Origin of the sequence: Nocardioides imazamoxiresistens, assembly GCF_032378595.1 — a bacterium.
In the GTDB taxonomy this organism is placed as follows: domain Bacteria; phylum Actinomycetota; class Actinomycetes; order Propionibacteriales; family Nocardioidaceae; genus Nocardioides; species Nocardioides imazamoxiresistens.
Map to the genome: position 1 here is coordinate 791,113 of NZ_JAVYII010000001.1, position 26,176 is coordinate 817,288.

The following is a 26,176-nucleotide window of genomic DNA, read 5'->3' on the forward strand; positions in this document are numbered from 1 at the left end:
AGCTCTCTCCCGTTCGCTCGCTTCACCCGGGCCGCACGCAGGGGGCGACCGAAGACGAACACGACTATAACATAATTAGAGGGTCCGCAGTCGTACGCCGGTCATGACAGCGCGAGCCCCGCCCACAGGTCCGCGGTCCAGCGGTACGGGTCGTCGACCACGTCGACCCGGTCGGTCAGGACGCCCACCCGCTGCTCCGGGCCGTGCTCCGGCCACCCGGGGTCACCGTCGACGACGAAGCGGCGCCAGGCCCCGTGCACCACCTCGACGACGGGGCGGGGGACCTCGCCGCGCAGCGCCCGTCCCCACGGGTCGTCCACGCTGTCGAACACGAGCGGGACCTCGAGCGTGTGGCACGCCCCGAGGCGACCGTCGAAGGTGGCCGGCGACCAGGCGAACTCGTAGGCGTAGGTCCGCCCCGCGCCGGCGGTGTCGTGCCGCGCTGCGAGGGCCCGCAGCTGCGGCACGCGGAAGAACCAGTCCGCCTGCAGCCGCCGGTACAGGTCGGCGGGCGTAGCGCCCGGGTGGCGCTCCCGGTACGCCGGCAGCAGCCCCGCGACGTCGGGCCCCAGCCGTCGTACGAGCCCCGTCAGCGCGGCCTCGTCCAGCCGCGCGTCGAGACCGGTCGCCGTGACGAACAGCCCGTACTCGTCCGCGTTCGTGCCGATCAGCAGGTCGACGTCGGCCCCCGCCCCGGCCCGCAGCGCGTCCACCGGGCGGGCCGGGAGCACCTCGCCGTCGACGACGGGCTGGACCCCGAGCCTGCGCAGCGGCGCAGTCCCGGGCTCCCGGCCAGCGGCGACGGTCCCGAGCACGCGGTTGAGCGCGCCGTGCACGTCGGCCTCGGCCACGGCGCCGACGGCCTCCGCCGTCGGCGGCACCCCGAGCTCACGCCCGAGCAGTTCCGCGACCACCGCCGCCTCGTCGGGGGTGTGGACGTGGTGGCCGGCCCCGCTCTGCGCGACCGCCCGGTGGAACAGCCCGGCGGCACCGGGCGCGGACAGCAGCGTCACGACCGCCATCGCCCCGGCCGACTCCCCGGCCAGGGTCACCCGGTCGGGGTCGCCGCCGAACGCACCGATGTTGTCCTGCACCCACGCGAGCGCGGCGAGCTGGTCGCGCAGGCCACGGTTCGCGGGCGCGCCCCCGAGCGCCACGAAGCCCTCGACCGCGAGCCGGTAGTTGAACGTCACGACCACGACTCCGCCCCGGGCGAGGGCGGCGCCGTCGTACGCCGTGATCGAGCCGGCCCCGGTCACGAAGCCGCCCCCGTGAACCCAGACGAGCACCGGGAGCCGTGCCGCCGGGTCCGGGGTCCACACGTTGACGTTGAGGGGCTGGTCGCCCGCGCGCACCGGGTCCGGGAGCAGGGCGTCGATCTCCGGCGAGCGCTGCGGCGGCGTCGCCACGGTCGCTCCCCAGGCGCGCGCGTCGACGTCGCCCCGCGGCGGCGGCGCGGGCGCGGCGAACCGCAGCGGCCCACGGGGCGCGGCGGCGTACGACACGCCCCGGAAGACGCTCACTCCGCCCGCACGCGTGCCGGTGACCCGCCCCTGGGCGATGACGACATCGACGTCCACGAGATCCCTCCACTGTTGCTATGGTGTTTCTAATGATGTACCACGACGAGGAAGGACCGTCGGTGACCCACGTCGACACAGCCCGCACGACCACCGGCACCACGCCCGGCTCCGCCATGGAGCTGCTGACGGCGCCCGGCGGCCCCTTCCCTCTGACGCGACGGGTCGTGGACGGCGTCGCGCTCGAGGTCTTCGACCGCGACCCTCGCACGCTGCGCGACGCCTTCCTGGCGACAGCGACGCACGCGGGCGACGCCGTGGTCTACGGCGAGGAGCGGTGGACGTTCGCCGAGCAGTGGACCGAGGTGCTCCGCCTCGCCCACGCGCTGCGCGAGCAGGTCGGCGTACGCCAGGGCGACCGCGTCGCGATCGCGATGCGCAACTACCCCGAGTGGATCTTCACCTTCTGGGCGACCCAACTGCTCGGGGCCGTCACCGTCCCCCTCAACGCGTGGCTGAAGCCGGCCGAGCTGGCCGCGCTCGTCGCGGACGCGCGCCCGTCGGTGCTGGTGGCCGACCGCGAGCGGGTCGCGGCCGCCGTCGAGGCCGACGTCGCCGCGCTCGGCGTCCGCACGGTCGTCGGCGTCCGCACCGACGACCTCCCGCAGGGCGCGCTGGCGTACGCCGACCTGCTCGCCGCTGCACCGGCCGACGCGGGCGTCCCCGACGTGAGCGTCGACCCGCTCGACCCGGCCACGGTGCTGTTCACGTCCGGCACGACCGGTCGGCCCAAGGGCGCGGTCGGGACCCACCTCAACCACGCGGCCTCCCTCCTCAACAAGTTGATCCGGGCCGTCCGCGTCGAGCCGGACGGTCGCGTCGTGATGCCGCGCCCCGGCGTCAAGCTCGTCACCTTCCCGTTCTTCCACATCGCCGGCGTGAACACCCTCTACACGTCGAGCTACCCCGGCCACCGCATGGTGCTCCTGCACAAGTGGGAGGCGGCCGAGGCCGCGCGGCTCGTCGAGGCCGAGGGCGTGACGGAGCTGTCCGGTCCCCCGTTCGTCGTGCAGACGTTCCTGGACGAGGTGGCCGACGGCGGTCGTGACGTCGGGTCCCTGACGAGCATCGGGCTGGGCGGCGCCTCGATCCCGCCGCACGTGATCCTCCGCGTGCACGAGCAGTTCGGCGGGCGGGTCAAGCCGCGGACCGGCTACGGCCTGACGGAGAGCACGTCGGGCGTCGTTGCCATCGGCGGGCCCGACTGGATCGCCCGGCCCGACAGCGTCGGGCGGGCGCTGCCGACCGCCGAGGTGGCGATCCTCGACAGCGAGGCGCGGGTGCAGCCGGCCGGCGTCGAGGGCGAGATCGCCCTGCGCGGCCCGCAGGTGATCACGGCCTACCAGCACGGCGCGTCCGCCGACAGCTTCGTCGGCGGCTGGTTCCGCACCGGCGACCTGGGACGTCTGGACGACGAGGGTTACCTCTACGTCTCGGGGCGGCTCAAGGACGTCGTGATCCGTGGTGGGGAGAACATCCACTGCGCGGAGGTCGAGGCGTGCCTGACGGAGCACGCCGACGTGGTGGAGGCGGCGGCGTTCGGCCGCCCGCACCCGACGCTGGGCGAGGAGCTGGCGGCCATCGTGCGCCTGCGTCCGGGCGCGAGCGCCGACGCCGACGCGATCCGCGCCCACGTCGCGGCGCGCCTGGCCGCGTTCAAGGTGCCGGCCCGGGTGGTGCTCACCGAGATCGGGCTGCCCCGCACGGCCAGCGGGAAGATCCTGAAGCTCGGGATCGCCGACGAGATGGGCCTCGCGGAGGCCCTGGAGAGCGCCGGCTGAGCGGGTCGGGGGACCGCCGCTCCACCATTACTGAAAATGGTGTTCTAGTTGTGTTTTAACAAGAGTGGCAGTTAGGCTCGGCGCATGCCTCAGTCTTCTTCGGCGCCGCCGCTCGACGGCGTCCGCGTCCTCGACCTCACCCGCGTCGTCTCCGGTCCGTTCGGGTCGCTGATGCTCGCGGACCTCGGGGCCGAGGTGATCCGCGTCGAGGCCGTCCCGACCGGGGACGAGGCGCCCGACGGGAGCCAGCCCCTCACCGAGGAGGAGGCCTTCTCCTGGGGTCTGGCCCGCAACAAGCACTCCGTGAGCCTCGACCTGAAGAGCGCCGAGGGCCGCGACCTGATGCTGCGCCTCGTCGAGCAGGCCGACGTCGTCCTCGACAACTTCCGCCCAGGCGTGATGGACCGCCTCGGGCTCGACCGGGCCGCGCTGGAGCAGCGCAACCCCGCGATCGTCAGTTGCTCGCTGACCGGGTTCGGGGGCGACGGCCCCTGGGCGACCATGCCGGCGTACGACCCCATCGTCCAGGCGCTGAGCGGCACCATGAACTACACGCGCCTCGGCGTCGACAGCCCCCCGGTGCGGTGGGGCATCCCGATCGGTGACCTGTACGCCGGCGTGATGGCCGCGATCGGCGTCGTGGGCGCGATCGTGCACCGCGACCGCACGGGCGTCGGCCAGCACGTCGACGTCTCGATGCTCGACGTGATGCTCGCGCTGAACACCTACCGCGTGCCGCAGGCCCTGACGTTCGACCAGGAGCCCTGCCCGTCCCCCTTCGAGGGCGGGCAGGGCACCGTCCCCTTCGGCAACTTCCGCTGCCGTGAGGGCTGGGTCGCACTGTGCATCAGCCAGCGGATGTGGGCCGACGCGTGCCGCATCCTCGGGCGCCCCGACCTGGCGACGGACCCGCGCTTCGCCACCCAGGCCGAGCGCTACGCCCACCGCGACGAGATCACCGCGATCCTCCAGGACGAGCTGCGGGCGCGGACGGCGGACGAGTGGCAGGCCGAGTTCATGGCCTCCGGCGTCGTCGTCTGCAAGGTGCAGGGCGTCGCCGAGGTCTTCGACCACCCGCAGGTGCTCGCCCGCGGCATGTCGGTCGACATCACCGACCACCGCGGGCGCACCGCCACCGTCGCGGGCGACCCGCTGAAGTTCAGCGACCCCGCCGCGTGGTGGGCGCCGCGGCCCGTCGGCGCGGACACCGCCCACGTGCTGACCGCGCTCCTCGGCGTACCGGCCGACGAGCTCGAGCGCCTCGACGCCGCCGGTGCGCTGCACCTCTCGCGCGAGGAGGGCGTGCCGGCCGTCGCGCTGCGCGAGCGGTTCGTGCCCACGCCGGACGGCTCGGGCCGGCCCACCGACCGGCCGCTCGCCGGCACGGTCGTCCTCGAGCTCAACGGCGACGAGCCCAGCAAGGGCTTCGCCGCCCAGCTGCTCACCGACCTCGGCGCCCGCGTGCTGCGGGTCGACCGGCCCGTGGGCCAGCACCTCGAGCCCTACCCCGACGTCGCCCGCGAGGCGATCTTCCGCGCCGGCCTCAACCGCGGCAAGGAGAGCGTCACCGCCGACCTCAAGACCGACGAGGGACGCGCGTTCCTCCGCTCGCTCGCCGCGCACGCCGACGTCGTGCTCGACAACTACCGGCCGGGCGTCCTCGAGCGCCTCGGCGCGGACCTAGCGTCGCTGCAGGAGGTCCGGCCCGACCTCGTGAGCTGCTCCATCACGGGCTTCGGCCACTCGGGCCCCTGGAGCGCCCACCCGGCGTTCGACCCCGCGATCCAGGCGCTGGGCGGCGGGATGAGCGTGACGGTCGACCACACGCAGCCCGACGTACCGGTCCGTTGGGGAAACCCGATCGGCGGACTCACCGGGTCGCTGTTCGCGGCGCTCGGCGTGCTCGCGACCGAGCGTCGCCGTCGCCTCACAGGGGTGGGCGGCCGCGTGGACCTCGCCCTGCTCGACGCGCAGGTCGCGCTGCTGTCCTACCGGGTGCCGCAGGCGGTGACGGTCGGCAAGAAGTTCCTGCCCGAGCCGCGCCGCGGCGGGAGCGGGTCGCTGCCGTTCGGCGCGTTCCGCACCGCGGACGACGGCTGGTTCGTCATCTGCATCACCCCGCAGTTCTGGCACCGCTTCTGCGAGGCAGCCGGTCACCCCGAGTGGGAGCACGACCCGCGGTTCGCGACCGAGCCGCTGCGCCGCGCCAACGAGGCCGAGCTCTACCGGCTGGTCGAGCCCAGCTTCCTCGACCGCACCGCGGCGCAGTGGGAGGAGCTGTACGTCGAGCTCCGGATCCCCGGCGCCCGAGTGCTGACGATCGCCGAGGCGTTCGCCCACCCGCAGGCGCTGGCCCGGGGCATGCGGATGACGCTGCCTGACGCGGTCGCGGACGGCGGCGTGCAGGTGGCCGGCCCCGCCCTCAAGTTCAGCGTCTCGGCGCCGCCGCCGGCAGCGGCGGCTCCCCTCCCGGGCGTCGACACCGCACGGGTCACGACCGAGCTGGGGATCGCGCTCGACACCGCCGACCTCCGGCCGGTCTCCCGGCTCGCGTAGCCGGCCGCCCGCCGGCCCCCGCCGCGGCCTACCCTTTCCGATCGACGACAGAGGACCCATGAGCCAGACCATCGACACGCCCCCCGCGGGCGAGCAGCCCGCCACCACCGACGCCACCGGTTCGGCGACGGCGCCGTACGACGTCGTGATCGTCGGCGCCGGCGTCACCGGCATGTACCAGCTGCTCCTGCTGCGCCGCCGCGGCCTGCGCGTGCGCGTCGTCGAGGGCGGCGGCGACGTCGGCGGCACCTGGTACTGGAACCGCTACCCCGGCGCCCGGCTCGACTCGGAGAGCTTCACCTACCAGTACGCCTTCGACGAGGAGCTCCTCGCCGAGTGGGACTGGGCCGAGATGTTCGCGGGCCAGCCCGAGCTGCTGCGCTACTTCAACCGCGTCGCGGACAAGCACGACCTGCGCCGTGACATCCAGTTCGGCTTCACGGTGCAGCGCCTGGTCTTCGACGAGGAGCGGAACCTCTGGGAGGTCCACGAGCGCGGCGGGGAGATCCTGCACGCGACGTACGTCATCGCGGCCACCGGCGTGCTCTCCGCCCTAAACTTCCCGGACATCCCGGGGCTGGAGACCTTCGAGGGCGAGTGGCACCACACCGGCGCCTGGCCCCACGAGGAGGTCGCGCTGGAGGGCAAGAAGGTCGTCGTGATCGGCACCGGCGCCACCGGGATCCAGGTGATCTCGGAGGTCGGCAAGGTCGCCGAGCACCTCACCGTCTTCCAGCGCACGCCGAACTGGGCGATCCCGCTGCGCAACCGGCCGCTGTCGGCGCAGGAGATGGCGGAGATCCGGGCGGACTACCCCGCGCTGTTCCCCCGCCTGCAGCGCACCTTCAGCGGATTCATGCACGAGGCCGACCCGACCACGTCGACGAGCGTCCCGCGCGAGGAGCGGCTGGCCCACTACGAGGACCTCTACCAGCGGCCCGGCTTCGCGAAGTGGCAGGGCGTCTACCACGACGTCGCCACCGACGAGACGGCCAACCGGGAGTACGGCGAGTTCCTGGCCGGCAAGATCCGCGACCGCGTCGACGACCCCGAGGTCGCCGCGCAGCTGATCCCGACGGACCACCTGTTCGGGACCAAGCGGGTGCCGTGCGAGACGAACTACTTCGAGACCTACAACCGGCCGAACGTCGAGTTGGTGTCGCTGAAGACGTCGCCGATCCTGGAGTACACGCCGCGCGGCGTACGGACCCCGGACGGCGAGATCGAGGCCGACGTGATCATCATCGCGACCGGGTTCGAGGCGTTCACCGGCGCGCTCAACCGGATCGAGATCCGCGGCGTGGACGGTCTGTTGCTGCGCGAGAAGTGGGAGTACGGCCCGCTCACCTACATGGGCGTGCAGGTCGCCGACTTCCCGAACTTCTTCATCATGGGCGGTCCGCACGGCAAGGGCGGCCACGGCAACTCGCCCCGCTGCAGCGAGAAGGTCGTCGAGTGGATGGCGGACTTCGCGGCCTGGCTGGTCGAGCACGACGTGCGGCGCGTCGAGGCCGACCCGCGCGCCGAGAAGGAGTGGAGCGAGTGGGTCTACGAGATCGCCTCGCACTCGCTGATGGCCACGGCCAACACGTACGTGTACGGCGACAACATCCCGGGGCGGCCGCGCGCCTACCTGGCGTACTCGGGCTCGCTGCCCGACTTCGTGCAGAAGCTGCACGACTCCCGCGACGCCGGCTGGTCCGGGTTCGTGCTCACCCGGTGACACACCTCTCCCACAACGTGGCAGGGCCCCGTCCACCGGACGGGGCCCTGCAACGTTCGAGTTCTCTGGCTCGGGTCGCTGTCAGCGGGAGCTGACGATGGTGCCCTCGGGCGCAGCGACCTCGCCGTCGATCTCCCCGGACAGGAGGGCGTCGATCTTCTCGCGGGCATCCGCAAGGCGGCGCATGTACTCCGCGCGCTCCGCGGCGGTCTGTGCGTCCGTCTCGACCGGCGCCGCAGGTGCGGCGACCTGTGCGAGCAGTTCACGGACGAGGGCACGGGCCAGCAGGTCGTAATCGATCGTGAGCGTGGCAGGCGTTGCCCCCGCCACCGTGACTATGCCTGAAGGCGCGGGAGCGGCTGCGTGCGTCAGTGGGGATCCGACCCCGGTGATGCGGTAGGTCCGCTTGCCACGGATCTCCCGTTCGATCTCGCCGTCCCGGTCCATTGCCGCTATCAGCTGGATGAAGGCGACCGATGATCCCTGGTAGTCGATCGCTTCCTTGAGCGCACTCGTGGCGTGCCCCGAGCTGTCGTCGAGAGGTCCCGACGTCGCCAGGAACTGACGGATGCGTGCTCGCGCGGTGCGGTCCCGAGCCACCATGGCCACCTTCTCTCGCCGACGGAGCCGGTTCGAGTGGTGCTTGATAGCACGACAAGGACTCGAACCAGGATCATTGGAGCACCATGGTTCGAGCGTTGTCAAGAATAGTAGGCGACCCCTCCGCCCGGCCTCGTGGCCTGCGAACAGGCCCGACACCGTCGGACACCTCCCGTGATCGAATTGTGTTAGGTAAGCATTGCGGGCCGCTCGGGGCCGAGGTCAGCGGTGGTGCTGGAACGACCCTCGTCGCGCGACCCGGTCGGCGGCGGCGATCTCGCGCGCGAGGTGCAGGAGCGCCGCACCCGTCACGGCCCGCGCGGGGCCGTCCAGGGCGGGGCCTTCGAGCGCGGGCGCGGCGAGCGTCGGGGCGTCGAGGTCCGCGTCGGCACGGCGGGCGAGCCGCTCGGCGGTGCCCCACACGAGCTCGCGCCACGCCAGGTAGCCGACGACGTCGTCCTCGGCCGGCGCCTCGGGCAGCAGTGCCGCCGCGGCGTCGCCCAGGTCCGCCCAGCGCTGCTCGGGGTGCCCCATGCGTCCTCCTTCACGAGACCCACTGTCGTGCGGGTCACACGCACACTAGATCGCTCGCCGACCGGCGTCAAGCGACGCCATTGACACCGTTTGCGGGTACGCTCCTCGCACCATGAGCGACAAGCCCAACTCGATCACCGACGCCCTTGAGCGACTGGCCCTCACCCTCGGCGAGTCCGGCGCCGTCCCCGTCGGCGAGCTGGTCCGCTCGCTCGAACGGGCCGCCGAGCGGCTGCGCACGCGCGGCGCCCCGCGGGAGGCCCCGCTGGACCTCGTCACGCAGGCGGAGGCCTCGCGCGTGGTGGGCGTGAGCAGGCAGGCGGTCAACCAGTGGGTGCGGAAGGGCACGCTGCGCACCTACGCCTCCCCCGACGGCTCCCGGCCCGCCCCGCAGGTGTCCCTCTCGGAGGTGGCGATCGCCGCGAACCGGAGCGCGCCCGCCCCGTTCTCCCCCACCCGGCGACGCGAGCTGGTCCAGTTCCTCGACGCGCTCGCGGCCGATCCCGCGACGGCGGCGCTCGCGGCGTACGTCGTGGAGTCCCTCGAGGAGGGCCGGCCGGAGGAGCGGTACGCCGACGAGTCCCGCGTGCTGCGCGAGTTCGTCGTCGCCGCGATGGACACGGGCGAGCGGCAGCGCGAGTTCACCGCCGGCGGGCTGCGGCTCCTCGCGGACCTCAAGCCCCAGCTCGTCGTGGACCGCGCGACGCCGCTCGGGCGCCTCTGCGGGTCCCTGGGGCTGCTCGTCACGTCCTCCGACGACGTCGTCGGCTTCGACTCGCCCGTCACCGCGGTGCTCGGCCTGCTCGGCTGCGCGAGCGTCGGGGCGCAGTACGCCGGGGAGGACGCCGACGTCGGTCGGGCGATCGCCGCGGCCGCCCTGGACTGCTGGGGCGAGGAGTGGCCCCAGCGCCTCTTCGACGCCGCCTTCCACCTCAGCGTGCTGCGGCCCTCCCCGCTGACCCGCTACACGGCGTCGCTGACCTACCTCGACATGAACCGCTTCCTGCGCCAGGCGCAGTCGAGCGGCGTCACGATCTCGTACTCGCGCGGGCCGGGCCCGCTGCTGCCGCAGCGCTTCTTCGGCGCGGCGATCCACCACGACGTGCTCTCCGGCGACCGCGTCGGCACGCCCGTGTGGGGGTTCACCCCGGGGGCCGCGGCCGCCGTCGGCCGCCCGGCCGAGCTGGGCAGCGCGGTGAACCCGTTCCGCATCCTCAACTACGAGTTCGGGCTGAACGACTCCTCGATCCACGGCGTGCGCCGCTACTGCTACTCCGCCGCCGACGCCCGCGACGAGCTGCGCAGCACCTTCCGGGCGCTCTCCGCGGCCGAGCGGTCGGTCTACCTCCGCGCCGCCACCGGCAACCTCGCGCGGACGCTGGCGCAGCCGGAGATCGAGCTCGTCGCGGTGCAGGCGCAGGACGACTTCGACTGGTGGAAGGACCACATCATCCGGTCCTCGGAGCGCGAGATCGTGATCGGTCTGCGTGACGAGCGGGCCCGCCGCGTCGCGCACGCGCTGCTCGTGCAGACGAGCATGCTGCCCGACGTCGTGGAGGCCGCCGACGCCGACGGCTCGCTGCGCGACCGGCTGCGGATCTACGTGAAGAACCTCGAGTTCGACGTGGTCGAGGCGCGCTACCAGGACGACCTCCGCCGCGGGCTCGCCCGGATCGTCAAGCCGGGCGGCCGCGGACTGACGCGGACCGAGGCCGAGGAGCTCGCCGAGCGCGAGGTGGAGAAGCTCCTGCGCTGAGGCGGGCGGTCGCCGCGCCTCAGCCGGGAGTGTCGACCGAGTAGACGATCGTGGCGCCGCCGTCGACCACCAGGGTCTGCCCGGTGACGTACGCCGAGAGCGGCGTGCTGAGGAACAGCAGCGCCGAGGCGACGTCCGCGGGGGTGGCGAGCCGCCGCAGCGGCGTCTTGGCGATGTTGGAGTCGAGCAGGTCCTGGGTCCACCGCGGGTTCGCCACCTGGCGCGGCGTGCGGACCACTCCCGGCGCGACCGCGTTGACGCGGATCCCCTCCGGCCCGAGCTCCACCGCGGACGTGCGCACCAGCGACATCAGCGCGGCCTTGAGCGCGCCGTACGCCGCGGTCATCGGCGCGCTCGTCAACCCGGCCACCGACGCGACGAACGTGATGGTGCCGCCGCCGCCGTGGGTGCGCCACAAGCGGGTGGCGTGCTCGATCGCGAGCCACGCGTGGCGGAGCACGAGGTCGAGGTGGAACGCCCAGTCGTCGTCCGTGAGGTCGGTGAGCGCCTTGTAGCGCGCGGCGCCGACGATGTCGACCACCCCGTCGAGGCGGCCGTGGTCCGCGATCACCCGGTCGAAGAGGGCGGCGACGTCGTCGCGCTGCGTCAGGTCGCCCGACCAGGGGGCACCGCCCACCTCGGCGGCGACGTCCGCCGCGCGCTCGGGGTCGAGATCGACGCACACGACCGTGGCGCCGGCGGCCGCGAGGGCGTGCGCCGCCTGGCGGCCGATGCCGAAGCCCGCGCCCAGCACCACCTGCACCGTGCCGTCGAGCCGCAGCATCGCGGCGTAGTCGGGGACCTCGCTCGTGTCGCGCTCCACCGTCATCGCGCTCAGTCCCTCGTCAGCTTCCACGGACGCGCGCCGTCCTCGGCCGTCGCCCGGTCCCCGCCCTCGCCGTGGATCTCCGCCCAGTGCGCGTGGTTGAGCTGGTGGAGGTTGAACGCGGACTGGAGCGCGTTGTAGAAGCCCTGGTTCTCGAGCGTCTGGTTCACCGACTCCTTGATCATCAGGCTGGTGAAGCTGGGGCGCTCGGCGATGCGACGGGCCATCTCGAGCGTCTTCTCTTCGAGCTCGTCGGCCGGGAAGACCCGGCTGACCATCCCGAGGCGGTGCGCCTCCTCGACGTCGATCGTGTCGCCGAGCAGCAGCAGCTCCTTCGCCTTGCGGGGGCCGAACTCCCACGGGTGGGCGAAGTACTCCACGCCGCACATGCCGAGGCGGACGGCGACCGGGTCGGCGAACTTCGTGCCCTCGGCGCCCACGATGAGGTCGCACGACCACGCGAGGGTCAGCCCGGCCGCGAGCACGGCGCCCTGGACCTGGGCGATGGTGATCTTGCGGAGGTTCCGCCAGCGCCAGGCGTTCTGGTAGAAGAAGTGCCACTCCTCGACGGTCTTCTTCTCCGCGCTGCGCTTCGTCGCGCCGTGGGTCGTGAACGTCGGGTGGAAGTGCTCCGAGTCGGGGTCCCGCTCCGAGGCCCGCTCCGGCGTGCCCATGTCGTGACCGGCCGAGAACACCTCACCGGCGCCGGCCAGGATGACGACGCGCACCGTGTCGTCCGCCTCGGCGGCGAGGAAGGCGTGGTCGAGCTCGACGAGCAGCGTGCGGTTCTGCGCGTTGCGGTAGCCGGCCCGGTCGAGCGTGATGCGGGCGATGGTGCCCTCGTCGAGCAGCTCATAGGTGATGAACCGGTACTCCGTCATGCGCAACCCTCTCTCGATCATTACTTGGAGACGTTTATAGCATCACTTGATCGCGAGCGGGTTCAACGGTGACCCCACCGCCCCGGTGATGGGCAGCGGGGGCGCGACCAGCAGGAACTCGGGCACGCCGTCCTCCGCGCAGTCCGCGGCGAGGTCGTCGAGGTCCCAGATCTCGCCGATCCGCACGCCCGCGTTGACCATGAGTACGACGTGCACCGGGTGCGAGATATCGGGGCACTCCGAGGGCAGCACCTCCATGCCCCAGGTGTCGGCCGCCACCGCGGAGACCCGGCGCCGCGCGAGCCACGCCGCGCCGCTGAGGCCCAGCCCCGGGGCCGGTCCCGCGACGTAGTCGCCCCACCCCTCGGCCCGCCTGCGCGCGAGGTGCCCCGTGCGCAGGAGCACGGTGTCGCCCGCGCCGATCTCGACGCCGTGCTGGGCCGACCAGCGCTCCAGGTCGCTGTCCTGCACCGCCTCGCCGGGCTCGAGGTGCTCCCGTCCGACCAGCCGCGGCAGGTCGACGAGCACCCCCCGCCCCGCAGAGCGGTCGGCCATCCGCGTGATGCTGTTGACCGACGCCCCGGCGCTCGTCACGGTCTCCGGGCCCCGGCCGTTGTAGGTCTGCCCGTCGTAGAAGATGTGGCAGAACGCGTCCCACTGCGTGCCCGCCTGCAGCGGCAGGTAGACCGCGTCGTCGGTCGAGCGCATCCCGCGCAGCCCGGCCTCGCCGTCGGCGAGCAGGTCGCCCCCGTGCCGCAGCATCACGTGCTGGGGGTTGACCCGCGCCGTACGGCCCGTCTGGGGCCCCGTCCGGTCCAGCGGCAGCGCGAGCGGGAAGGCGACCCCGCGCCGCACGAGCGTGGCCGCGTGCCGCACCGTCTCCGGCGTCGTCCAGTGGGCGGCGCCGATCTCGTCGTCCGGGCCCCAGTCGCCCCAGGTGCGCAGCTCGAGCGCGAGCGCGTGGACCTCGTCGGTGGTCCAGTCCCGGCGGGGCGCCAGGTCCTCGGGTGCGGTCACGGGACTACCTCCTGGTGCGGGGACGGGAGCCGGGCGGCACCCAGGTCTAATTATGTTCTAGTTCTGTTACTGTCGCGCCAGAGCCCGGTACGACAGTAGAGGAGACGCGATGACGACGGCCGAGACACCGCCCGACGCCGGCGCGGTCGAGGCGCTGGCGCGCGAGGTCGTCGCCGCCCACCCGCCCGCGACCACGCCGCTGACGGACCTGATGGGGGCCTGGTACGACGCGGGCCTCGCCTGGGTCCACTTCCCCCCGGGCCTCGGCGGTCTCGGCGCGGAGCGCTCCGCCCAGCCGCGGGCCAACCGCGTGCTGCGCGAGGCCGGTGGCCCGGAGCCGCGCACCGTCAACACGATCGGCTACGGCATCGTCGCCGGCACCATCTGCCGCTTCACCCCGCCGGAGACGGCCGCGCGCCTGCTGCGCCCGCTGGCCACCGGCGAGGAGCTGTGGTGCCAGCTCTTCAGCGAGCCGGGCGCCGGCTCCGACCTGGCCGGCCTCGCGACCCGCGCGGTGCGCGACGGCGACGAGTGGGTCGTCAACGGCCAGAAGGTGTGGACCAGCCTCGCCCACAAGTCGGCCTGGGGCGTGCTGCTCGCCCGCACCGACCCCGACGTGCCCAAGCACAAGGGCCTCACCTACTTCGTCGTGCGGATGGACAGCCCGGGCATCGAGGTGCGTCCGCTGCGGCAGATCACCGGCCGCGCGTCCTTCAACGAGGTGTTCCTCGACGACGTGCGCATCCCCGACTCCCAGCGGCTCGGCGACGTCGGCGCCGGCTGGTTCGTCGCCAACAGCACCCTGGGCGACGAGCGGACCTCGCTCGGCGACCGGGTCCCGGCCCGCGGCAGCGGCACCATCGCCGACGCGATCGACCTGTGGCGTGCCCGTCCCGACCGACACACGCCGGTGCGCCGGGAGCGCCTGACGCGCCTGTGGATCCGGGCCGAGGCCCACCGGCTGACCGCCGACCGTGCGCGGGTCTCGGCGGCCCGAGGCACCCCCGGACCCGAGAGCGCGATCACGAAGCTCGTCGGCTCCGAGCTCAACCAGGCGGTCTACGAGTTCTGCATCGACCTGCTCGGGGCCGAGGGTGCGCTCGTCGACACCTACTCCCCCGACGCCCCAGACGACGTCAGCGGTCCCACCGCGCTGCAGCGCAAGTTCCTGCGCTCGCGGGCAACGACGCTGGAGGGCGGCACCTCCGAGATCATGCGCAACGTGATCGGCGAGCGGGTCCTCAAGCTCCCGCAGGAGGTCCGCAACGACAAGGGCAAGCCCTGGAAGGACGTCCCCCGATGACGCAGAGCCCGACCACCGAGGCCACCGAGGCCACCGAGTTCGCCTTCTCCGACGACCTCGTCGAGCTCCGACAGATGGTGCGCGAGTTCTGCGCCGAGGTCGTGCCCGAAGAGGTGGTGCGCGCGGCGATGGAGTCCGACCTCGGCCACGACCCCGCCCTCTGGCGGCGCCTCGGCTCCGAGCTCGGCGTACTCGGTCTCGCCGTGCCCGAGGAGCTCGGCGGCGACGGCATCGGCCTCGTCGCGCAGGCGGTGGTGCTGGAGGAGATGGGCGCCGCCCTCGTGCCCGGCCCGGTCGTGGGGACGCTCGCCCTCGCCGTACCGGCGCTCTCGGTCCTGCCGCACAGTGCCCTCGCCGCCGAACTGCTGGGCTCGGCGCTCACCGGCACGACGGTGCTCGCCCTCGCCGCGCCCCTCGGCTCCGGCACGTTCGAGAGCGACGCCCTCGGGGCCTCCACGACGCGGGACGGGGAGGCCTGGACCGTGCACGGCGTCGTCGACCACGTGCCGGACGGCGCGGCGGCCGACGTGCTCCTCGTCGCCGCCCGCACGGCCGACGGGGCGGTGCTCCTCGCCGTCGACGGCGACGCGCCCGGGCTCTCCCGCACGGCCCACAGCACGATGGACCTCACCCGCCGGCAGGCCCGGCTCGACCTGGTCGACGTGCCGGCGCGCCTCGTCGCCGACGTGGACGCTGCGGCCGGCGCCTGCGAGCAGGCCGCCCGCGTCGGCGCCGTCCTGCTGGCCGCCGAGCAGGTCGGCGGCGCCCAGCGAATGCTCGACCGCACGGTCGAGCACGCGTCGACCCGACTCCAGTTCGGTCAGGCCATCGGTGCGTTCCAGGCCGTCAAGCACAAGTGCGCCGACATGTTCATGGCCGTCGAGCAGGCCCGCTCCGCGGCGTACCACGGCGCCTGGGCCCTCCAGGACGGCACCGACGACCCCCGACTGGCCGCGAGCCTGGCGCGGGCCGTCGCGTCGGAGACCTACTTCCGTGTCGCCGCCACCGCGATCCAGCTCCACGGTGGCCTCGGGTTCACGTGGGAGTACCCGGCCCACCTCTACCTGAAGCGCGCGGTCTCGGACGCCGCCGTCCTCGGTGCGGCCGACGACCACGTCGAGCAGGTCGCGCGCCAGGTCATCGACGGCGCCTGATCGGTCCACCACGAGTCGTGGCCCCAGCGGTACGGAATCCGTACCACTGGGGCCACGACTGCGTCGGGAGGGTCGGCGTCAGCCGAGCGCGACGACCCGTCCCTGCGCGGTGGTGCGACCGGCGAGGTCGCGGGTGCGCGTCACCCAGCCGTCGGCGTCCTCGTCGGCGCGCACGACGAGACCCTGGTGGTCGAGCAGCGGTGAGACCAGCCGGTAGTCGATCTCCAGCGGGCCCCTGGCCCCGAGAGCCCGCGCGGCCTCGGCCATCACGACGGCCTGCAGCGGGCCGTGGGTGACGAGACCCGCATATCCCTCGACCTCCCGCGCGTAGTCGCGGTCGTAGTGGATCCGGTGCCCGTTGTAGGTGAGCGCCGAGAACCGGAACAGCAGTGTCGGGTCGACAGGCACGTCCCGGTCCCCCGCGGCGAGGGGGGCGTGCTCCCCCACGGGCTCCGCGTCCGGGGGCGTCGTGACGGCCACCGCGTCGCGGTAGACGACGTCCTGCTCCTCGACGACCACGTCCACGCCGTCCTGGCTGATCACGTGCTGCACCACGACGAAGGTGAGCCGGCCGGAGCGACCCTCCTTGTCGGTCGTCGAGAGCACCCGCGTGGTGCGCCCGGCCTCGCGGCCGACACGGAGCGGAGCCAGCCGACGCACCCGTCCCCCCGCCCACATGCGACGCCGCCCCGGCTCGGGCGGGGCGGGGATGACGCCCCGCACGGGGTGCCCGTCGGCGCCAAGGTCCTCCTGCCGCGGCCGTTCGAGGAGGTGCAGCCAGTGCCACAGCAGCGGCAGCCCCTCCGCCTCGAGGTCCGGCAGCCCGACGTCGAGCAACCCGGCCAGCGCCTCCGCCGGCCCGGGACCGATCAGCTCGCTCCGCACGATCACGTCCTCGGTCATCGCTCCTCCTCCGTGACGGGCCCGAACTCGGCCCGGATCGCTGCGTTATGCGCTCCCAACCGCGGCACGGCCCCCATGCGCGGCTCCTGGCCCTGCACCGTCACCGGCGGCAGCTGGGCGCGGATGGTCCCGCCCGGCGTGCTGACGTCGCGCCAGCGGTCCCGCGCCTCCAGCTGGGGATGCGCGGCGAGCTCAGCCGGCGAGCGCAGCCGCGCGCACGCGATCCCGATCTCGTCGAGCCGCGCCACCACCTCGTCGGCGGTGAGCCCGGCGAGCGCCGCCTCGATGATCGGGGCCAGCAGCGCGTCGTTGGCCACCCGCTCGGGGTTGTGCACGAACCGTGGGTCCTCGACCAGCGCGGCGTCGCCGAGCAGCTCCCGGCACAGCGCTGCCCACTCGCGGTCGTTCTGCACGCCGAGGAACACGCGGCTGCCGTCGCCGGCGAGGAAGGGACCGTACGGCGAGATCGACGCGTGCCGCGCCCCCGTACGTCGCGGCTCGCCCCCGCCGTAGACCGAGTGGTTCAGCGGCTGGGCCATCCACTCGCCGAGCGCGTCGATCATCGCGACCTCCAGGGTCGCCCCCTGGCCCGTGATCCCGCGCTGCACCAGGGCGGCGAGGATGCCGGAGTAGGCGTACATGCCCGTCGCGATGTCCGCGACGGAGAAGCCCACCTTGCTCGGGTCCGCCGGCGTGCCGGTCGTCGCGAGGACGCCGGTCTCGCACTGCACGAGCAGGTCGTAGGCCTTCTTCGTGCGGTACGGACCCGACGACCCGTAGCCCGAGATCGAGCAGTGCACCAGGTCGGGCTGCCGCGCGCGGAGGGTCGCGGCGTCGAGGCCGAGCCGGTCCACCGCCCCGGGCAGGAGGTTCTGCACGAGGACGTCGGCGCGCTCGACGACCCGGTCGAGCACGGCGCGGTCGGCGGGGTCCTTGATGTCGAGCTCGACGGACTCCTTGCCGCGGTTGAGCCACACGAAGTACGACGACTCGCCGTGCACCGTGCGGTCGTAGCCGCGGGCGAAGTCTCCCGCCCCGGGGCGCTCGACCTTGATCACGCGAGCACCGAGGTCGGCGAGCTGCCGGGTGGCGAAGGGTGCCGCCACGGCCTGCTCGAGCGAGAGCACGGTCAGCCCCTCGAGGGGCAGCGTCCCGGTCATCGGTCCTCCCCCGCCGCCTGCACGATCCCGCGGGCGCGGTCGACGACGGGCTTGTCGATCATCTGGCCGCGGGCATCCGTGCCGACCCCGCCGGCGCCGGCCGTCTCCAGCACCTCGCGGGCCCATTCGACCTCTGCCTCCGTCGGCGCGAATCCGGCGTTGACGAGGTCGACCTGGGCCGGGTGGATGCAGAGCTTCGCCCCGAACCCGAGCGAGCGCGAGCGACGGGCGTCCCGCACGATGGCGGCCGCGTCCGTGGTGGCCCGGGTGACGCCGTCGACGGGAGCGGGCAGGCCCGCGACCCGGGAGGCGAGCACCAGGGTGCTGCGCGCCAGCAGCAGCGCGTCGTCCTCGTCGGGGTCCACGCCGAGGTCGGCGGCGAGGTCCAGGGCACCGAACGCGAGCCGGGTGGTGCTCTGCACGGCCGCCAGCTCCTCCGCGCGCCGTACGCCGCGGGCCGTCTCCACCAGGGCGACCACGTCGACGTCCCGACGGATCTGTCGCGTGATCTCGTGGACGGCGTCGGGGTCCTCGGCCTTCGCGAGCATCACGCCGGCCAGGCCGGGGGCGTCCGTGAGCGCGATGAGGTCCTCGTCGAACCACGTCGTGTCGGCCGCGTTGATGCGCACCCAGGCGCGGCCACCGACACGCAACCAGTCGCAGACGTCGGCCCGCGCCGTGGCCTTGGCGTGGGGCGCGACGGCGTCCTCGAGGTCGAGCACGACCGCGTCGGCGTTCGAGGCGGACGCCTTGTCGAAGAGGCGCTCGCGGTCACCGGGCGTGAAGAGCCAGGAGCGGGCGGTGACGGCGGTCCTCACGAGCGCGCCGGGTTCCGCTTGACGAGCTCCTTGACGATCACGTTGCGCTGAATCTCGTTGGTGCCCTCGCCGACGATCATGAGCGGCGCGTCCCGGAAGTAGCGCTCCACGTCGAACTCGGTCGAGTAGCCGTAGCCGCCGTGGATGCGCACCGCGTCGAGCGCGATCTTCATCGCGGTCTCGGAGGCGAAGACCTTCGCCATGCCGGCCTCCATGTCGGCGCGCTCACCCGAGTCGTAGCGGCGGGCGGCGAACTGCACGAGCTGGCGGGCGGCGGTGAGCTGGGTCGCCATGTCGGCGAGGTAGTTGCCGATCGACTGGTGCTTCCAGATCGGCTGGCCGAAGCTCTCCCGCTCCTGGGCGTAGCGCAGGGCGTCCTCCAGCGCCGCGGCGCCGACGCCGAGCGCCCGGGAGGCGACCTGGATGCGGCCGATCTCGAGGCCCCGCATCATCTGCGCGAAGCCCTTGCCCTCGGTCTCGCCGAGCAGCGTCGACGTCGGCACGCGGAAGTCGGAGAACGAGAGCTCGCAGCTCTCGACCCCCTTGTAGCCGAGCTTGGGCAGGTCGCGGGAGACCTCGAAGCCCGGTCCCTTCTCGACGAGCAGGATGCTGACGCCGCGGTGCACCGGCTGGGCGTCGGGGTCCGTCCGGCACAGGAGCGCCACGAGCTGCGAGCGACGCGCGTTGGTGATCCAGGTCTTGGAGCCGTTGATCACGTACTCGTCGCCCTGGCGCCGCGCGACCGTGCGCATCGCCTGCAGGTCCGAGCCCCCGCCCGGCTCCGTCAGGGCCATGGTCGCCCGGATCTCACCGGTGGCCATCCGCGGCAGGTAGCGGTCCTTCTGCTCGTCGCTGCCGTAGGCCTGGATGAGCTTGGCGACGACGCTGTGGCCGCCCATCGCCCCCGCGAGGCTCATCCAGCCCCGGGCGAGCTCCTCGGTGACCGCGGCGTAGCAGGCGGCGGAGACACCGGCGTCGTTCCAGGGCTCGCCGATCGCCAGGCCGAAGATCCCGATCTGCTTCATCTGGTCGATGAGCTCCTCGGGATAGGTGTTCGCGTGCTCCAGCTCGTTGACGACCGGCTTGACCTCGCGGTCGACCCACTCCCGGACCAGGCGGACGATGGCCGACTCCTCGGCGGAGAGCTCGTGCAAGGGGATGCCTCCTCAGGCGGACGATGATGCACCGTCCATCGTCGATCGGAATCCAGCCCGTGCTGTAATAGTAATTCTCGATGGCCCGATATCTCGTCCGCATGCCCCACCCGTCCGCACGTCCGAGGGAGATCCGGTGGACCTCAAGCAGCTCGTCGCCGTCGTCACCGTCAGCGAGGTCGGCAGCGTCACCCGGGCCGCCCGCCTGCTCCACGTCGTGCAACCGTCGGTGACCCGCCACGTCCAGACTCTCGAGGCCGAGCTCGGCACCGCGCTGTTCGAGCGCACCCGCCAGGGCATGCGCACCACCCCGGCCGGCGAGCGGTTCGTGGAGCGGGCGCGCCGCGCCCTGCAGGAGCTCGAACGGGCCCGCGCCGAGATCCGGCCGGACACCGAGGAGGTGCACGGGACCGTCACGCTCGGCCTGCTCGAGAGCACCACCGAGATGCTCGCCGGCCCGCTCGCCCGCGCGGTCGAGGAGCACCTGCCCCACGTCGAGCTCCGCCTCCTGTCCGCCTACTCCGGCCACCTCCAGCAGTGGCTCGACACCGGCGAGGTCGACCTGTCGCTCACCTACAACGTCACCGCGACGGGCTCGGTCGCCGTCGTGCCGCTCCTCCACGAGTCGCTCTGGGCGGTCGCCCCGGCCGCAGCCGGCCTCGCCGCGGAGCAGCCGCTGCCCTGGGCCGACCTCTGGCGCTACCCCGTGGTGCTCCCCGTCCGCGGCCACGGCCTGCGGTCCCTGGTCGACGACGCCGTCACGGCGACCGGCGCGACGCCGCGGATCGCGGTGGAGACCAACTCCATGCCGCTGCAGAAGGAGCTGGTCCACGCCGGGCGCGGCTGGACGGTCCTGCCCGCCGCCGGGGTGGCCCGCGACATCGAGGCGGGTCGCTTCAGCGGCACCCCGCTGGTGGAGCCCGAGATCTCCCGCACGGTCGTGCTCGGCCACCAGCGAGACCTCCGCATGTCGCGCGCCGTCGCCGCCGTGGCCCGTGAGACGCGTCGAGCGGTCGACGAGCTCGTGACCACGGGCCGCTGGCCCGGCTCCCGCCGCGCCGACGAAGGCCGGCGGACCGCGAGCGCCCCGCGCGCGACCTCGTCCCCATGACCTAGGGTCCGGTGCGATGACGGAGCAGGCGGAGAGCGACGAGCAGCTGGCGCGGTCGGAGACGCTCGGCCGGGAGTGGACGCGCGTACGCCGCCGGCGGGTCGTGTTCCCCGAGTCGCTCCTCGAGGAGTCGGCCTTCCGGCTGCTGCTGCACCTCGACGACCACGGCCCGCGCACCCTCACGTCGCTCGCCGAGCAGATGGAGGTCGAGCTCTCGACCGTGAGCCGTCAGATGACCGCACTCGTCCGCCAGGGACTCGCCCACCGCGTGCTCGCCGACGACGGCGCGCGGCTCGTGGAACCCACCACGGACGGGCTCGCCGCCCTCACCCACGACCGCCGCCTGCGCGCCCGCGTCTGGGGCGACGCGATGGCCGAGATGGGGGCGGAGCGCCTCGACGCGATGCTCGTCCTGCTCGGCGACTTCAACGACGCCCTCGACCGCGCCACGGCGCGGGCGCGCGCGGCCGACCCGCCCACCGCCTGAGGGGCGGGCCGGGCACTCAGGCGCGCTGGGCCGCCGGGACCTGTCGGACGGCCGGGGCTGCGGACGTGGCCGGGGTCGCGGCCTTCCGACCCGGCGCGCACGCGGCGACGCCGGCGGCCAGCAGGGCGGCCGCACCGCCGATGGCGAAGCAGGTGGTGAACGCCGCCGCGGTCGGCACCGCGGAGCCGGCCGGGCCCGCCGTGGTCCAGCTCGCCAGGATCGTGCCCATGACGGCCGCGGCACTCGTCGTACCGATGCAGCGCATGAGGGCGTTGAACCCGACGGCCGAGGCCGTGCGGTCCTCGGTGACGGCGTCCATGATCAGGGTGGGCATCGCGGCGTACGCGACGGCGACACCCGCCGACGTCACGCAGGAGGCGAGGGCGACCTGCCAGGCGTGGTCGGCGAGGAGCAGCACGAGGCCGTAGCCCGCAGCGAGCACCAGAGCGCCCGCGACCAGCGCGTCACGGGGACCGACGCGCGTGATGAGCGCGCTCGAGAGTGGCGCGACGACGAGCATGGTCAGACCGCCCGGCGCCATCCACAGCCCGGCCGCCAGCATCGACGTGCCCAGACCGTGCCCCGCCGACTCCGGCACCTGGAGCAGCTGCGGCATCACGATCGCCTGGGTCAGGAGCCCGAACCCGATGACGACCGCGGCGACGTTGGCCAGGGCCACCGGCCGCCGCGCGGACGCCCGGAGGTCGATCAGCGGGTCGAGGCGGTGCAGCTGGTGCAGCCCCCAGAGGACGAGCAGCGCGACGCCGACCGCCACGACGACGCCGGTGCGGAGGCTGAGCCAGCCCCAGCTCGCCGCGCGGGTGACACCGAGCAGGAACACGACGAGACCGACGGCCAGCAGGAGGGCACCGGAGAGGTCCAGCCGCCCGACTGCACGGGGCGGGACCCGGGGCACCACGAGGGCCACCACGACGACGGCCACCGCGGCGATCGCCGCGGTCACCCAGAAGAGCCCGTGCCACTGCCCGGTGTCGACGATCCAGGCACCGAGCGGCAGGCCGATGGCGCTCCCCACCCCGAGCGACGCGCTCATCGCCGCCACCGCGGTCGCCCCGGCTCCGGGCGCGCTCACCTCCCGCAGCAGCGCGATGCCGACGGGGATGAAGCCCATCGCCGCGCCCTGCAGGCCGCGCCCGACGAGCATCGGGGCGAGCGTCTCCGCGACACCACAGACCACGGAGCCGACCGCGAGCAGCCCGAGGCAGCCGACGAGCACGGGCCACTTGCCCCACAGGTCGGCGAGGCGTCCGGCGACGGGCATCGCCACGGCGCCGCAGAGCAGCGTCACCGTGATGACCCAGGCCGCGTCGGCCGGCGAGGTCGAGAGGAGCCGCGGCAGCGCGGACTGCACCGGGATCACCATCGTCTGGCTCAGCGAGACGGCGATGCCGCCCCCGCACAACGCGAGCACACCGATCGTCGAGGCGGTCGGAGCGGAGGGCGTCGCAGCATCAGGCACTCCGACATAGTGTCATTTGGCAACCACTTGTGCGATGCAATTCCGGTCACAGGCATTTCAGCACCCGCTGAGAGCGCACCGGAACGGCCACCCCAGGCACTTCTCTAGCCATGCGAGTCAGCGGTACCTGGACTCCGCCGAGGGGATCGGCGAACCGGTCGCGTCGGCGGAGAACCAGACCACCAGTGCGGTGGACACCGCAACGTCTTCCGGCGACAGGACGCGACGATCGTTTCCACCATGCGCCCTGAGCAGTTCGGCGAACTGGCCCTGCCGCGCCGTACGTCGCGAACCCAGCTCCCGCAGGATCCGGCGGTCCGCCTTCCCCAGGTCGAGGCCCACGGCCCGCCCGATCGCGGACTGGAGGCGCGGCGTCCGAAGAAGCACCCAGCGACCGCTCCCCGTTGACAGCACGGCGACAAGTCGCCGAGCCGAGTGCGCAGTTCACCGAAAGGACGCTCAGTGAGCCGGATCGGGATACGAAGGTCCACCAGTCGTAATTATCAGCCGAGTTGGCGCAGGGCCCGCTCGAGGAGCGGGGCCACGGCCTGGCCGGCGGTGTCGAACCCGTCGCCCACGGTGCCGCCGGAGCGGTAGCGGTGGTCGATCCCCGCGGCGATCACCGCGAGCTTGTACGCCGCCAGCCCGAGGTGCGTCTCCCAGTGCGGCAACGCACCACCGGTGCGCTCGTACGCCGCAGCCAGCCCCGCCGCGTCCGGCAGCCGCTGCGAGGTCCACGCCGCATCGAAACCCAGGATCAGGTCCAGCGCCGGGTCGCGGTAGATCGCCATCAGCGCCACGTCCGCCACCGGGTCCCCGATCGTCGAGAGCTCCCAGTCCACGATCGCCGCGACCGAACCGGTCGGAGCTCCCGTTCCATCGTGGGCCCCGTCGTACGCGAGGAGGGTGTTGTCGATGCGGTAGTCGCCGTGCACGACGCTCGTGCGCTCCTGCACCGGCAGGCCCGCGCCGAGCCGGTCCGCGACCCGCGTCGCGAGCGCATCGACCGTCGGCTCGTGGTGCTGCTTGAGGTGCTCCCACTGCCCCGACCAACGACGCAGCTGGCGGGCGGCGTACCCATCCGGGCGACCGAACCCCTCCAACCCGACCGCCACGTGGTCCACGTCGTGCAACCGCGCCAACGCCTCCACCAACCCCTCGACCACCGCGTCCAGCGCACTGCGGTCGATCCCCTCCAGGTCACTCCGCCGGGCCACCGCCACCCCCTCGACGAACTCCACCACCGTGAACGGCGCCCCCAGCACCGACTCGTCGGTGCACGACGCCACCGTGGGCGGTACGGCGACACCCGCCCCCTCCAGGGCGCGGGTCACGCGGAACTCACGTCCCACGTCGTGCGCCGACGGCGTGTAGCCCCCCAGCGGCGGACGACGCAACACCCACCGCCGCTCTCCGCTCTGGTCACCGAGGGCGAAGGTCAGGTTCGACTTGCCGCCCGCGATCAACCGCGCCGTCAGCTCGCCCTCGATCGCGACGCCCCCGCCGGCCTCACTGCCCAGCCACTCGGCCACGCGCGCCAGCTCGGCGGGCCCGAGCCCCCCAGCCGGCCCCGTCATGCCGGACCGGCCTGGGAAGTGATCCGCTTGACCGCGCGCTTCGCGATCGACCAGCGGTGCACCTCCGAGGGCCCGTCGTAGATCCGGAACGGCCGCAGCTCCCGCGCGATCTTCGCCACCGGCAGGTCCGCCGTCACCCCGAGCCCACCGCACAGCTGCTGCGAGCGGTCCACCACCCGGTCCAACGCCTCCGCCGCGAACGTCTTCGCGATCGACGTCGACTCCGACGCCCGACCACCCGCGTCCAGCTCCTCGCACGCCGTGCGCAACAACGCCCGCGTCGCAGCCAGGTCGATCTCGTTGTCCGCGATGTGCTGCTGGGCCAGGCCCAGGTCCGAGATCCGACCCCCGAACGCCTCGCGGCCCGCGACGTACGCCACCGCGGTCTCGTGCGCCCGCCGCGCCGCACCCGTCCACCGCATCACGTGCGTCATCCGCGCCGGCCCGAGCCGCACCTGCGCATAACGGAACCCCAGGTCCACCTCGCCCAACACCGCGTCCTCACCGACCACGACCCCCTCCAGGTGCACCTCGCAGTGCCCACCCAGCATCGCCCGGTCCACCGTCGGCAGGTGCCGACCGACCCGCAGCCCCGGCGTGTCCGCCGGCACCAGGAACATCGTCGCCCCGCCCGCCCCACCCGCACCCGCACCGCCGGGCTCACCGCTCGTGCGGGCCATCACGATGAAGAAACCGGCCCCCTCCGCACCCGTGATGAACCGCTTCTCACCGGTGATCACCCACCCGCCGTCACCCCGCACCGCACGGGTGCGCAACGCCGACGGATCCGCCCCCGCACCCGGCGCCGGCTCCGTCATCGCGAACGCCGAGCGCACCAGACCCCGCGCCAACGGCTCCAGGAACCGCGTCCGCTGGTCCGCCGAGGCGATCGCCTCGAGCATGTGGATGTTGCCCTCGTCCGGCGCGCCGACGTTCGTCGCGATCGGCCCGAACAACGAGTAGCCGGCCTCCTCCAACGGACCCGACCGATCCACCATCCCGAGCCCGTGACCACCGAACTCCCGCGCCACCTGCGGCGCGAACACACCCGCCGCCCGCGCCGACTCCTGCAACCGCACCCGCAACGCCTCACCACCCGCAGCGTTCACGTCACCGTCGAACTCGTCGTCGACCCCCAGCACGTGCTCCGCCACGAACGCCCGCGTCCGCGCGGTCAGGTCCTCGGCCAGCGTCCCCATATCTCCACCTCTCCCGCCCGAGCTCAGGGCTCGGCGGTCTCGTTCTCGGCAACCTTGTTCTTGGACTCCCGCGGCGCGGGACGCGGACGGACGGCTGTGGGCCGCCCGGCGACTCACTCCGGCACGGCGAGGTGGAGTACCCGTGCGACGCACACGGGCCGAGCTGCCCCCTCGCACTCGACCGTCACGTCCATCGACATCAGGACGCCGCCCTTCGCCTGCACCGCCTCCGCGAGCACTACCGTGCCGCGCACCCGCGAGCCGACCGGCAGCGGCGCGGGGAACCGCACCCGCTCGAGGCCGTAGTTCAACACCGACGAGACGCCCTCGAGGCGGTACAGGTCGGCGAGGAAGACGGGGATGACGGACACGGTGAGGTAGCCGTGGGCGATGGTCCCGCCGAACGGGCCATTCGCGGCGCGCTCCGGATCGACGTGGATCCACTGGTGGTCGCCGGTCGCCTCGGCGAACAGGTCGACGCGGTCCTGGGTGACCGGCACCCAGGCGCTCGTGCCGAGCGAGGCTCCGACGGACGCCAGGATGGCGTCCGTTCCGTTCAAGATCTTCACGTTCGAC

Annotated in this window: 23 protein-coding genes; 8 read left to right on the top strand and 15 right to left on the bottom strand. The window is 73.4% G+C overall.

The window, feature by feature from the left end; translation table 11 throughout:
- Positions 1-101: 101 nt before the first annotated feature.
- Positions 102-1,580, bottom strand: coding sequence for a carboxylesterase/lipase family protein (locus tag RDV89_RS03730; protein ID WP_315731405.1), 1,479 nt, complete (start codon positions 1,578-1,580; stop codon positions 102-104).
- Positions 1,581-1,612: 32 nt separating this feature from the next.
- On the opposite strand from RDV89_RS03730, the gene RDV89_RS03735 reads away from it, so the two are divergent.
- The 3 genes from RDV89_RS03735 (at position 1,613) to RDV89_RS03745 (ending at position 7,640) form a co-directional block, all read left to right on the top strand.
- Positions 1,613-3,361: a class I adenylate-forming enzyme family protein gene (locus RDV89_RS03735; protein WP_315731406.1), complete on the top strand. Its 1,749-nt coding sequence runs from the start codon at positions 1,613-1,615 to the stop codon at positions 3,359-3,361.
- 84 nt (positions 3,362-3,445) lie between these two features.
- A complete protein-coding gene (locus tag RDV89_RS03740) occupies positions 3,446-5,917 on the top strand; it encodes a CaiB/BaiF CoA transferase family protein (protein WP_315731407.1) in 2,472 nt (823 codons plus the stop codon).
- A gap of 58 nt (positions 5,918-5,975) precedes the next feature.
- Positions 5,976-7,640 carry a flavin-containing monooxygenase gene (locus RDV89_RS03745; protein WP_315731408.1) on the top strand — a complete coding sequence of 555 codons (1,665 nt, stop codon included), beginning with the start codon at positions 5,976-5,978 and terminating at the stop codon, positions 7,638-7,640.
- Positions 7,641-7,721: 81 nt separating this feature from the next.
- Here the strand turns inward: RDV89_RS03745 and RDV89_RS03750 are convergent, their stop codons facing one another.
- Together RDV89_RS03750 and RDV89_RS03755 are read right to left on the bottom strand one after the other, a co-directional pair.
- Complete coding sequence (locus RDV89_RS03750) at positions 7,722-8,243, bottom strand: hypothetical protein (RefSeq protein ID WP_315731409.1); 522 nt, start codon at positions 8,241-8,243, stop codon at positions 7,722-7,724.
- Between the two features lie 219 nt (positions 8,244-8,462).
- Positions 8,463-8,774, bottom strand: coding sequence for a hypothetical protein (locus RDV89_RS03755; protein ID WP_315731410.1), 312 nt, complete (start codon positions 8,772-8,774; stop codon positions 8,463-8,465).
- Positions 8,775-8,886: 112 nt separating this feature from the next.
- Here RDV89_RS03755 and RDV89_RS03760 point away from each other — a divergent pair, with 112 nt between their 5' ends.
- Entirely contained in the window at positions 8,887-10,530 is a 1,644-nt protein-coding gene (locus RDV89_RS03760; RefSeq protein WP_315731412.1) for a hypothetical protein, read from the top strand.
- 19 nt (positions 10,531-10,549) lie between these two features.
- Here RDV89_RS03760 and RDV89_RS03765 read toward each other — a convergent pair whose 3' ends face one another.
- The 3 genes from RDV89_RS03765 to RDV89_RS03775 are packed head-to-tail and all read right to left on the bottom strand — an operon-like array spanning position 10,550 to position 13,254.
- Positions 10,550-11,386 carry an SDR family NAD(P)-dependent oxidoreductase gene (locus tag RDV89_RS03765; RefSeq protein ID WP_315731414.1) on the bottom strand — a complete coding sequence of 279 codons (837 nt, stop codon included), beginning with the start codon at positions 11,384-11,386 and terminating at the stop codon, positions 10,550-10,552.
- Entirely contained in the window at positions 11,365-12,237 is an 873-nt protein-coding gene (locus RDV89_RS03770) for an enoyl-CoA hydratase (RefSeq protein ID WP_315731415.1), read from the bottom strand. Before RDV89_RS03770 ends, RDV89_RS03765 begins: the two co-directional genes overlap by 22 nt.
- 42 nt (positions 12,238-12,279) lie before the next feature.
- Positions 12,280-13,254, bottom strand: a complete 975-nt coding sequence (locus RDV89_RS03775) for a cyclase family protein (RefSeq protein WP_315731416.1) — start codon at positions 13,252-13,254, stop codon at positions 12,280-12,282.
- 109 nt (positions 13,255-13,363) lie between these two features.
- Here RDV89_RS03775 and RDV89_RS03780 point away from each other — a divergent pair, with 109 nt between their 5' ends.
- Positions 13,364-14,557 carry an acyl-CoA dehydrogenase family protein gene (locus RDV89_RS03780; RefSeq protein WP_315731417.1) on the top strand — a complete coding sequence of 398 codons (1,194 nt, stop codon included), beginning with the start codon at positions 13,364-13,366 and terminating at the stop codon, positions 14,555-14,557.
- Positions 14,554-15,711: an acyl-CoA dehydrogenase family protein gene (locus RDV89_RS03785; RefSeq protein ID WP_315731418.1), complete on the top strand. Its 1,158-nt coding sequence runs from the start codon at positions 14,554-14,556 to the stop codon at positions 15,709-15,711. Before RDV89_RS03780 ends, RDV89_RS03785 begins: the two co-directional genes overlap by 4 nt.
- 78 nt (positions 15,712-15,789) lie before the next feature.
- Here RDV89_RS03785 and RDV89_RS03790 read toward each other — a convergent pair whose 3' ends face one another.
- The 4 genes from RDV89_RS03790 to RDV89_RS03805 are packed head-to-tail and all read right to left on the bottom strand — an operon-like array spanning position 15,790 to position 19,746.
- Positions 15,790-16,614 carry an FAS1-like dehydratase domain-containing protein gene (locus RDV89_RS03790; RefSeq protein WP_315731419.1) on the bottom strand — a complete coding sequence of 275 codons (825 nt, stop codon included), beginning with the start codon at positions 16,612-16,614 and terminating at the stop codon, positions 15,790-15,792.
- On the bottom strand, positions 16,611-17,774 hold the full coding sequence (locus tag RDV89_RS03795; protein WP_315731421.1) for a CaiB/BaiF CoA transferase family protein: 1,164 nt from the start codon (positions 17,772-17,774) through the stop codon (positions 16,611-16,613). The genes RDV89_RS03790 and RDV89_RS03795 overlap by 4 nt, the downstream gene beginning before the upstream one ends.
- On the bottom strand, positions 17,771-18,592 hold the full coding sequence (locus RDV89_RS03800) for an HpcH/HpaI aldolase/citrate lyase family protein (protein WP_315731423.1): 822 nt from the start codon (positions 18,590-18,592) through the stop codon (positions 17,771-17,773). Before RDV89_RS03800 ends, RDV89_RS03795 begins: the two co-directional genes overlap by 4 nt.
- A complete protein-coding gene (locus RDV89_RS03805; protein ID WP_315731424.1) occupies positions 18,589-19,746 on the bottom strand; it encodes an acyl-CoA dehydrogenase family protein in 1,158 nt (385 codons plus the stop codon). Before RDV89_RS03805 ends, RDV89_RS03800 begins: the two co-directional genes overlap by 4 nt.
- Positions 19,747-19,882: 136 nt before the next feature.
- On the opposite strand from RDV89_RS03805, the gene RDV89_RS03810 reads away from it, so the two are divergent.
- Together RDV89_RS03810 and RDV89_RS03815 are read left to right on the top strand one after the other, a co-directional pair.
- Positions 19,883-20,857 carry a LysR family transcriptional regulator gene (locus RDV89_RS03810; RefSeq protein ID WP_315731425.1) on the top strand — a complete coding sequence of 325 codons (975 nt, stop codon included), beginning with the start codon at positions 19,883-19,885 and terminating at the stop codon, positions 20,855-20,857.
- Positions 20,858-20,873: 16 nt separating this feature from the next.
- Positions 20,874-21,344, top strand: coding sequence for a MarR family winged helix-turn-helix transcriptional regulator (locus RDV89_RS03815; RefSeq protein WP_315731427.1), 471 nt, complete (start codon positions 20,874-20,876; stop codon positions 21,342-21,344).
- A 16-nt stretch (positions 21,345-21,360) separates the two neighbouring features.
- Here RDV89_RS03815 and RDV89_RS03820 read toward each other — a convergent pair whose 3' ends face one another.
- The 5 genes from RDV89_RS03820 to RDV89_RS03840 form a co-directional block, all read right to left on the bottom strand.
- Positions 21,361-22,824, bottom strand: a complete 1,464-nt coding sequence (locus tag RDV89_RS03820; protein WP_315731428.1) for an MFS transporter — start codon at positions 22,822-22,824, stop codon at positions 21,361-21,363.
- Positions 22,825-22,941: 117 nt separating this feature from the next.
- Complete coding sequence (locus tag RDV89_RS03825; protein WP_315731429.1) at positions 22,942-23,166, bottom strand: hypothetical protein; 225 nt, start codon at positions 23,164-23,166, stop codon at positions 22,942-22,944.
- A gap of 161 nt (positions 23,167-23,327) precedes the next feature.
- Positions 23,328-24,401 (bottom strand): phosphotransferase family protein, encoded by a 1,074-nt coding sequence (locus RDV89_RS03830; protein WP_315731430.1) that lies wholly within the window; start codon positions 24,399-24,401, stop codon positions 23,328-23,330.
- Positions 24,398-25,600: an acyl-CoA dehydrogenase family protein gene (locus RDV89_RS03835; RefSeq protein ID WP_315731431.1), complete on the bottom strand. Its 1,203-nt coding sequence runs from the start codon at positions 25,598-25,600 to the stop codon at positions 24,398-24,400. The genes RDV89_RS03830 and RDV89_RS03835 overlap by 4 nt, the downstream gene beginning before the upstream one ends.
- Positions 25,601-25,713: 113 nt before the next feature.
- Complete coding sequence (locus RDV89_RS03840) at positions 25,714-26,169, bottom strand: MaoC family dehydratase (RefSeq protein WP_315731432.1); 456 nt, start codon at positions 26,167-26,169, stop codon at positions 25,714-25,716.
- Positions 26,170-26,176 lie beyond the last annotated feature (7 nt).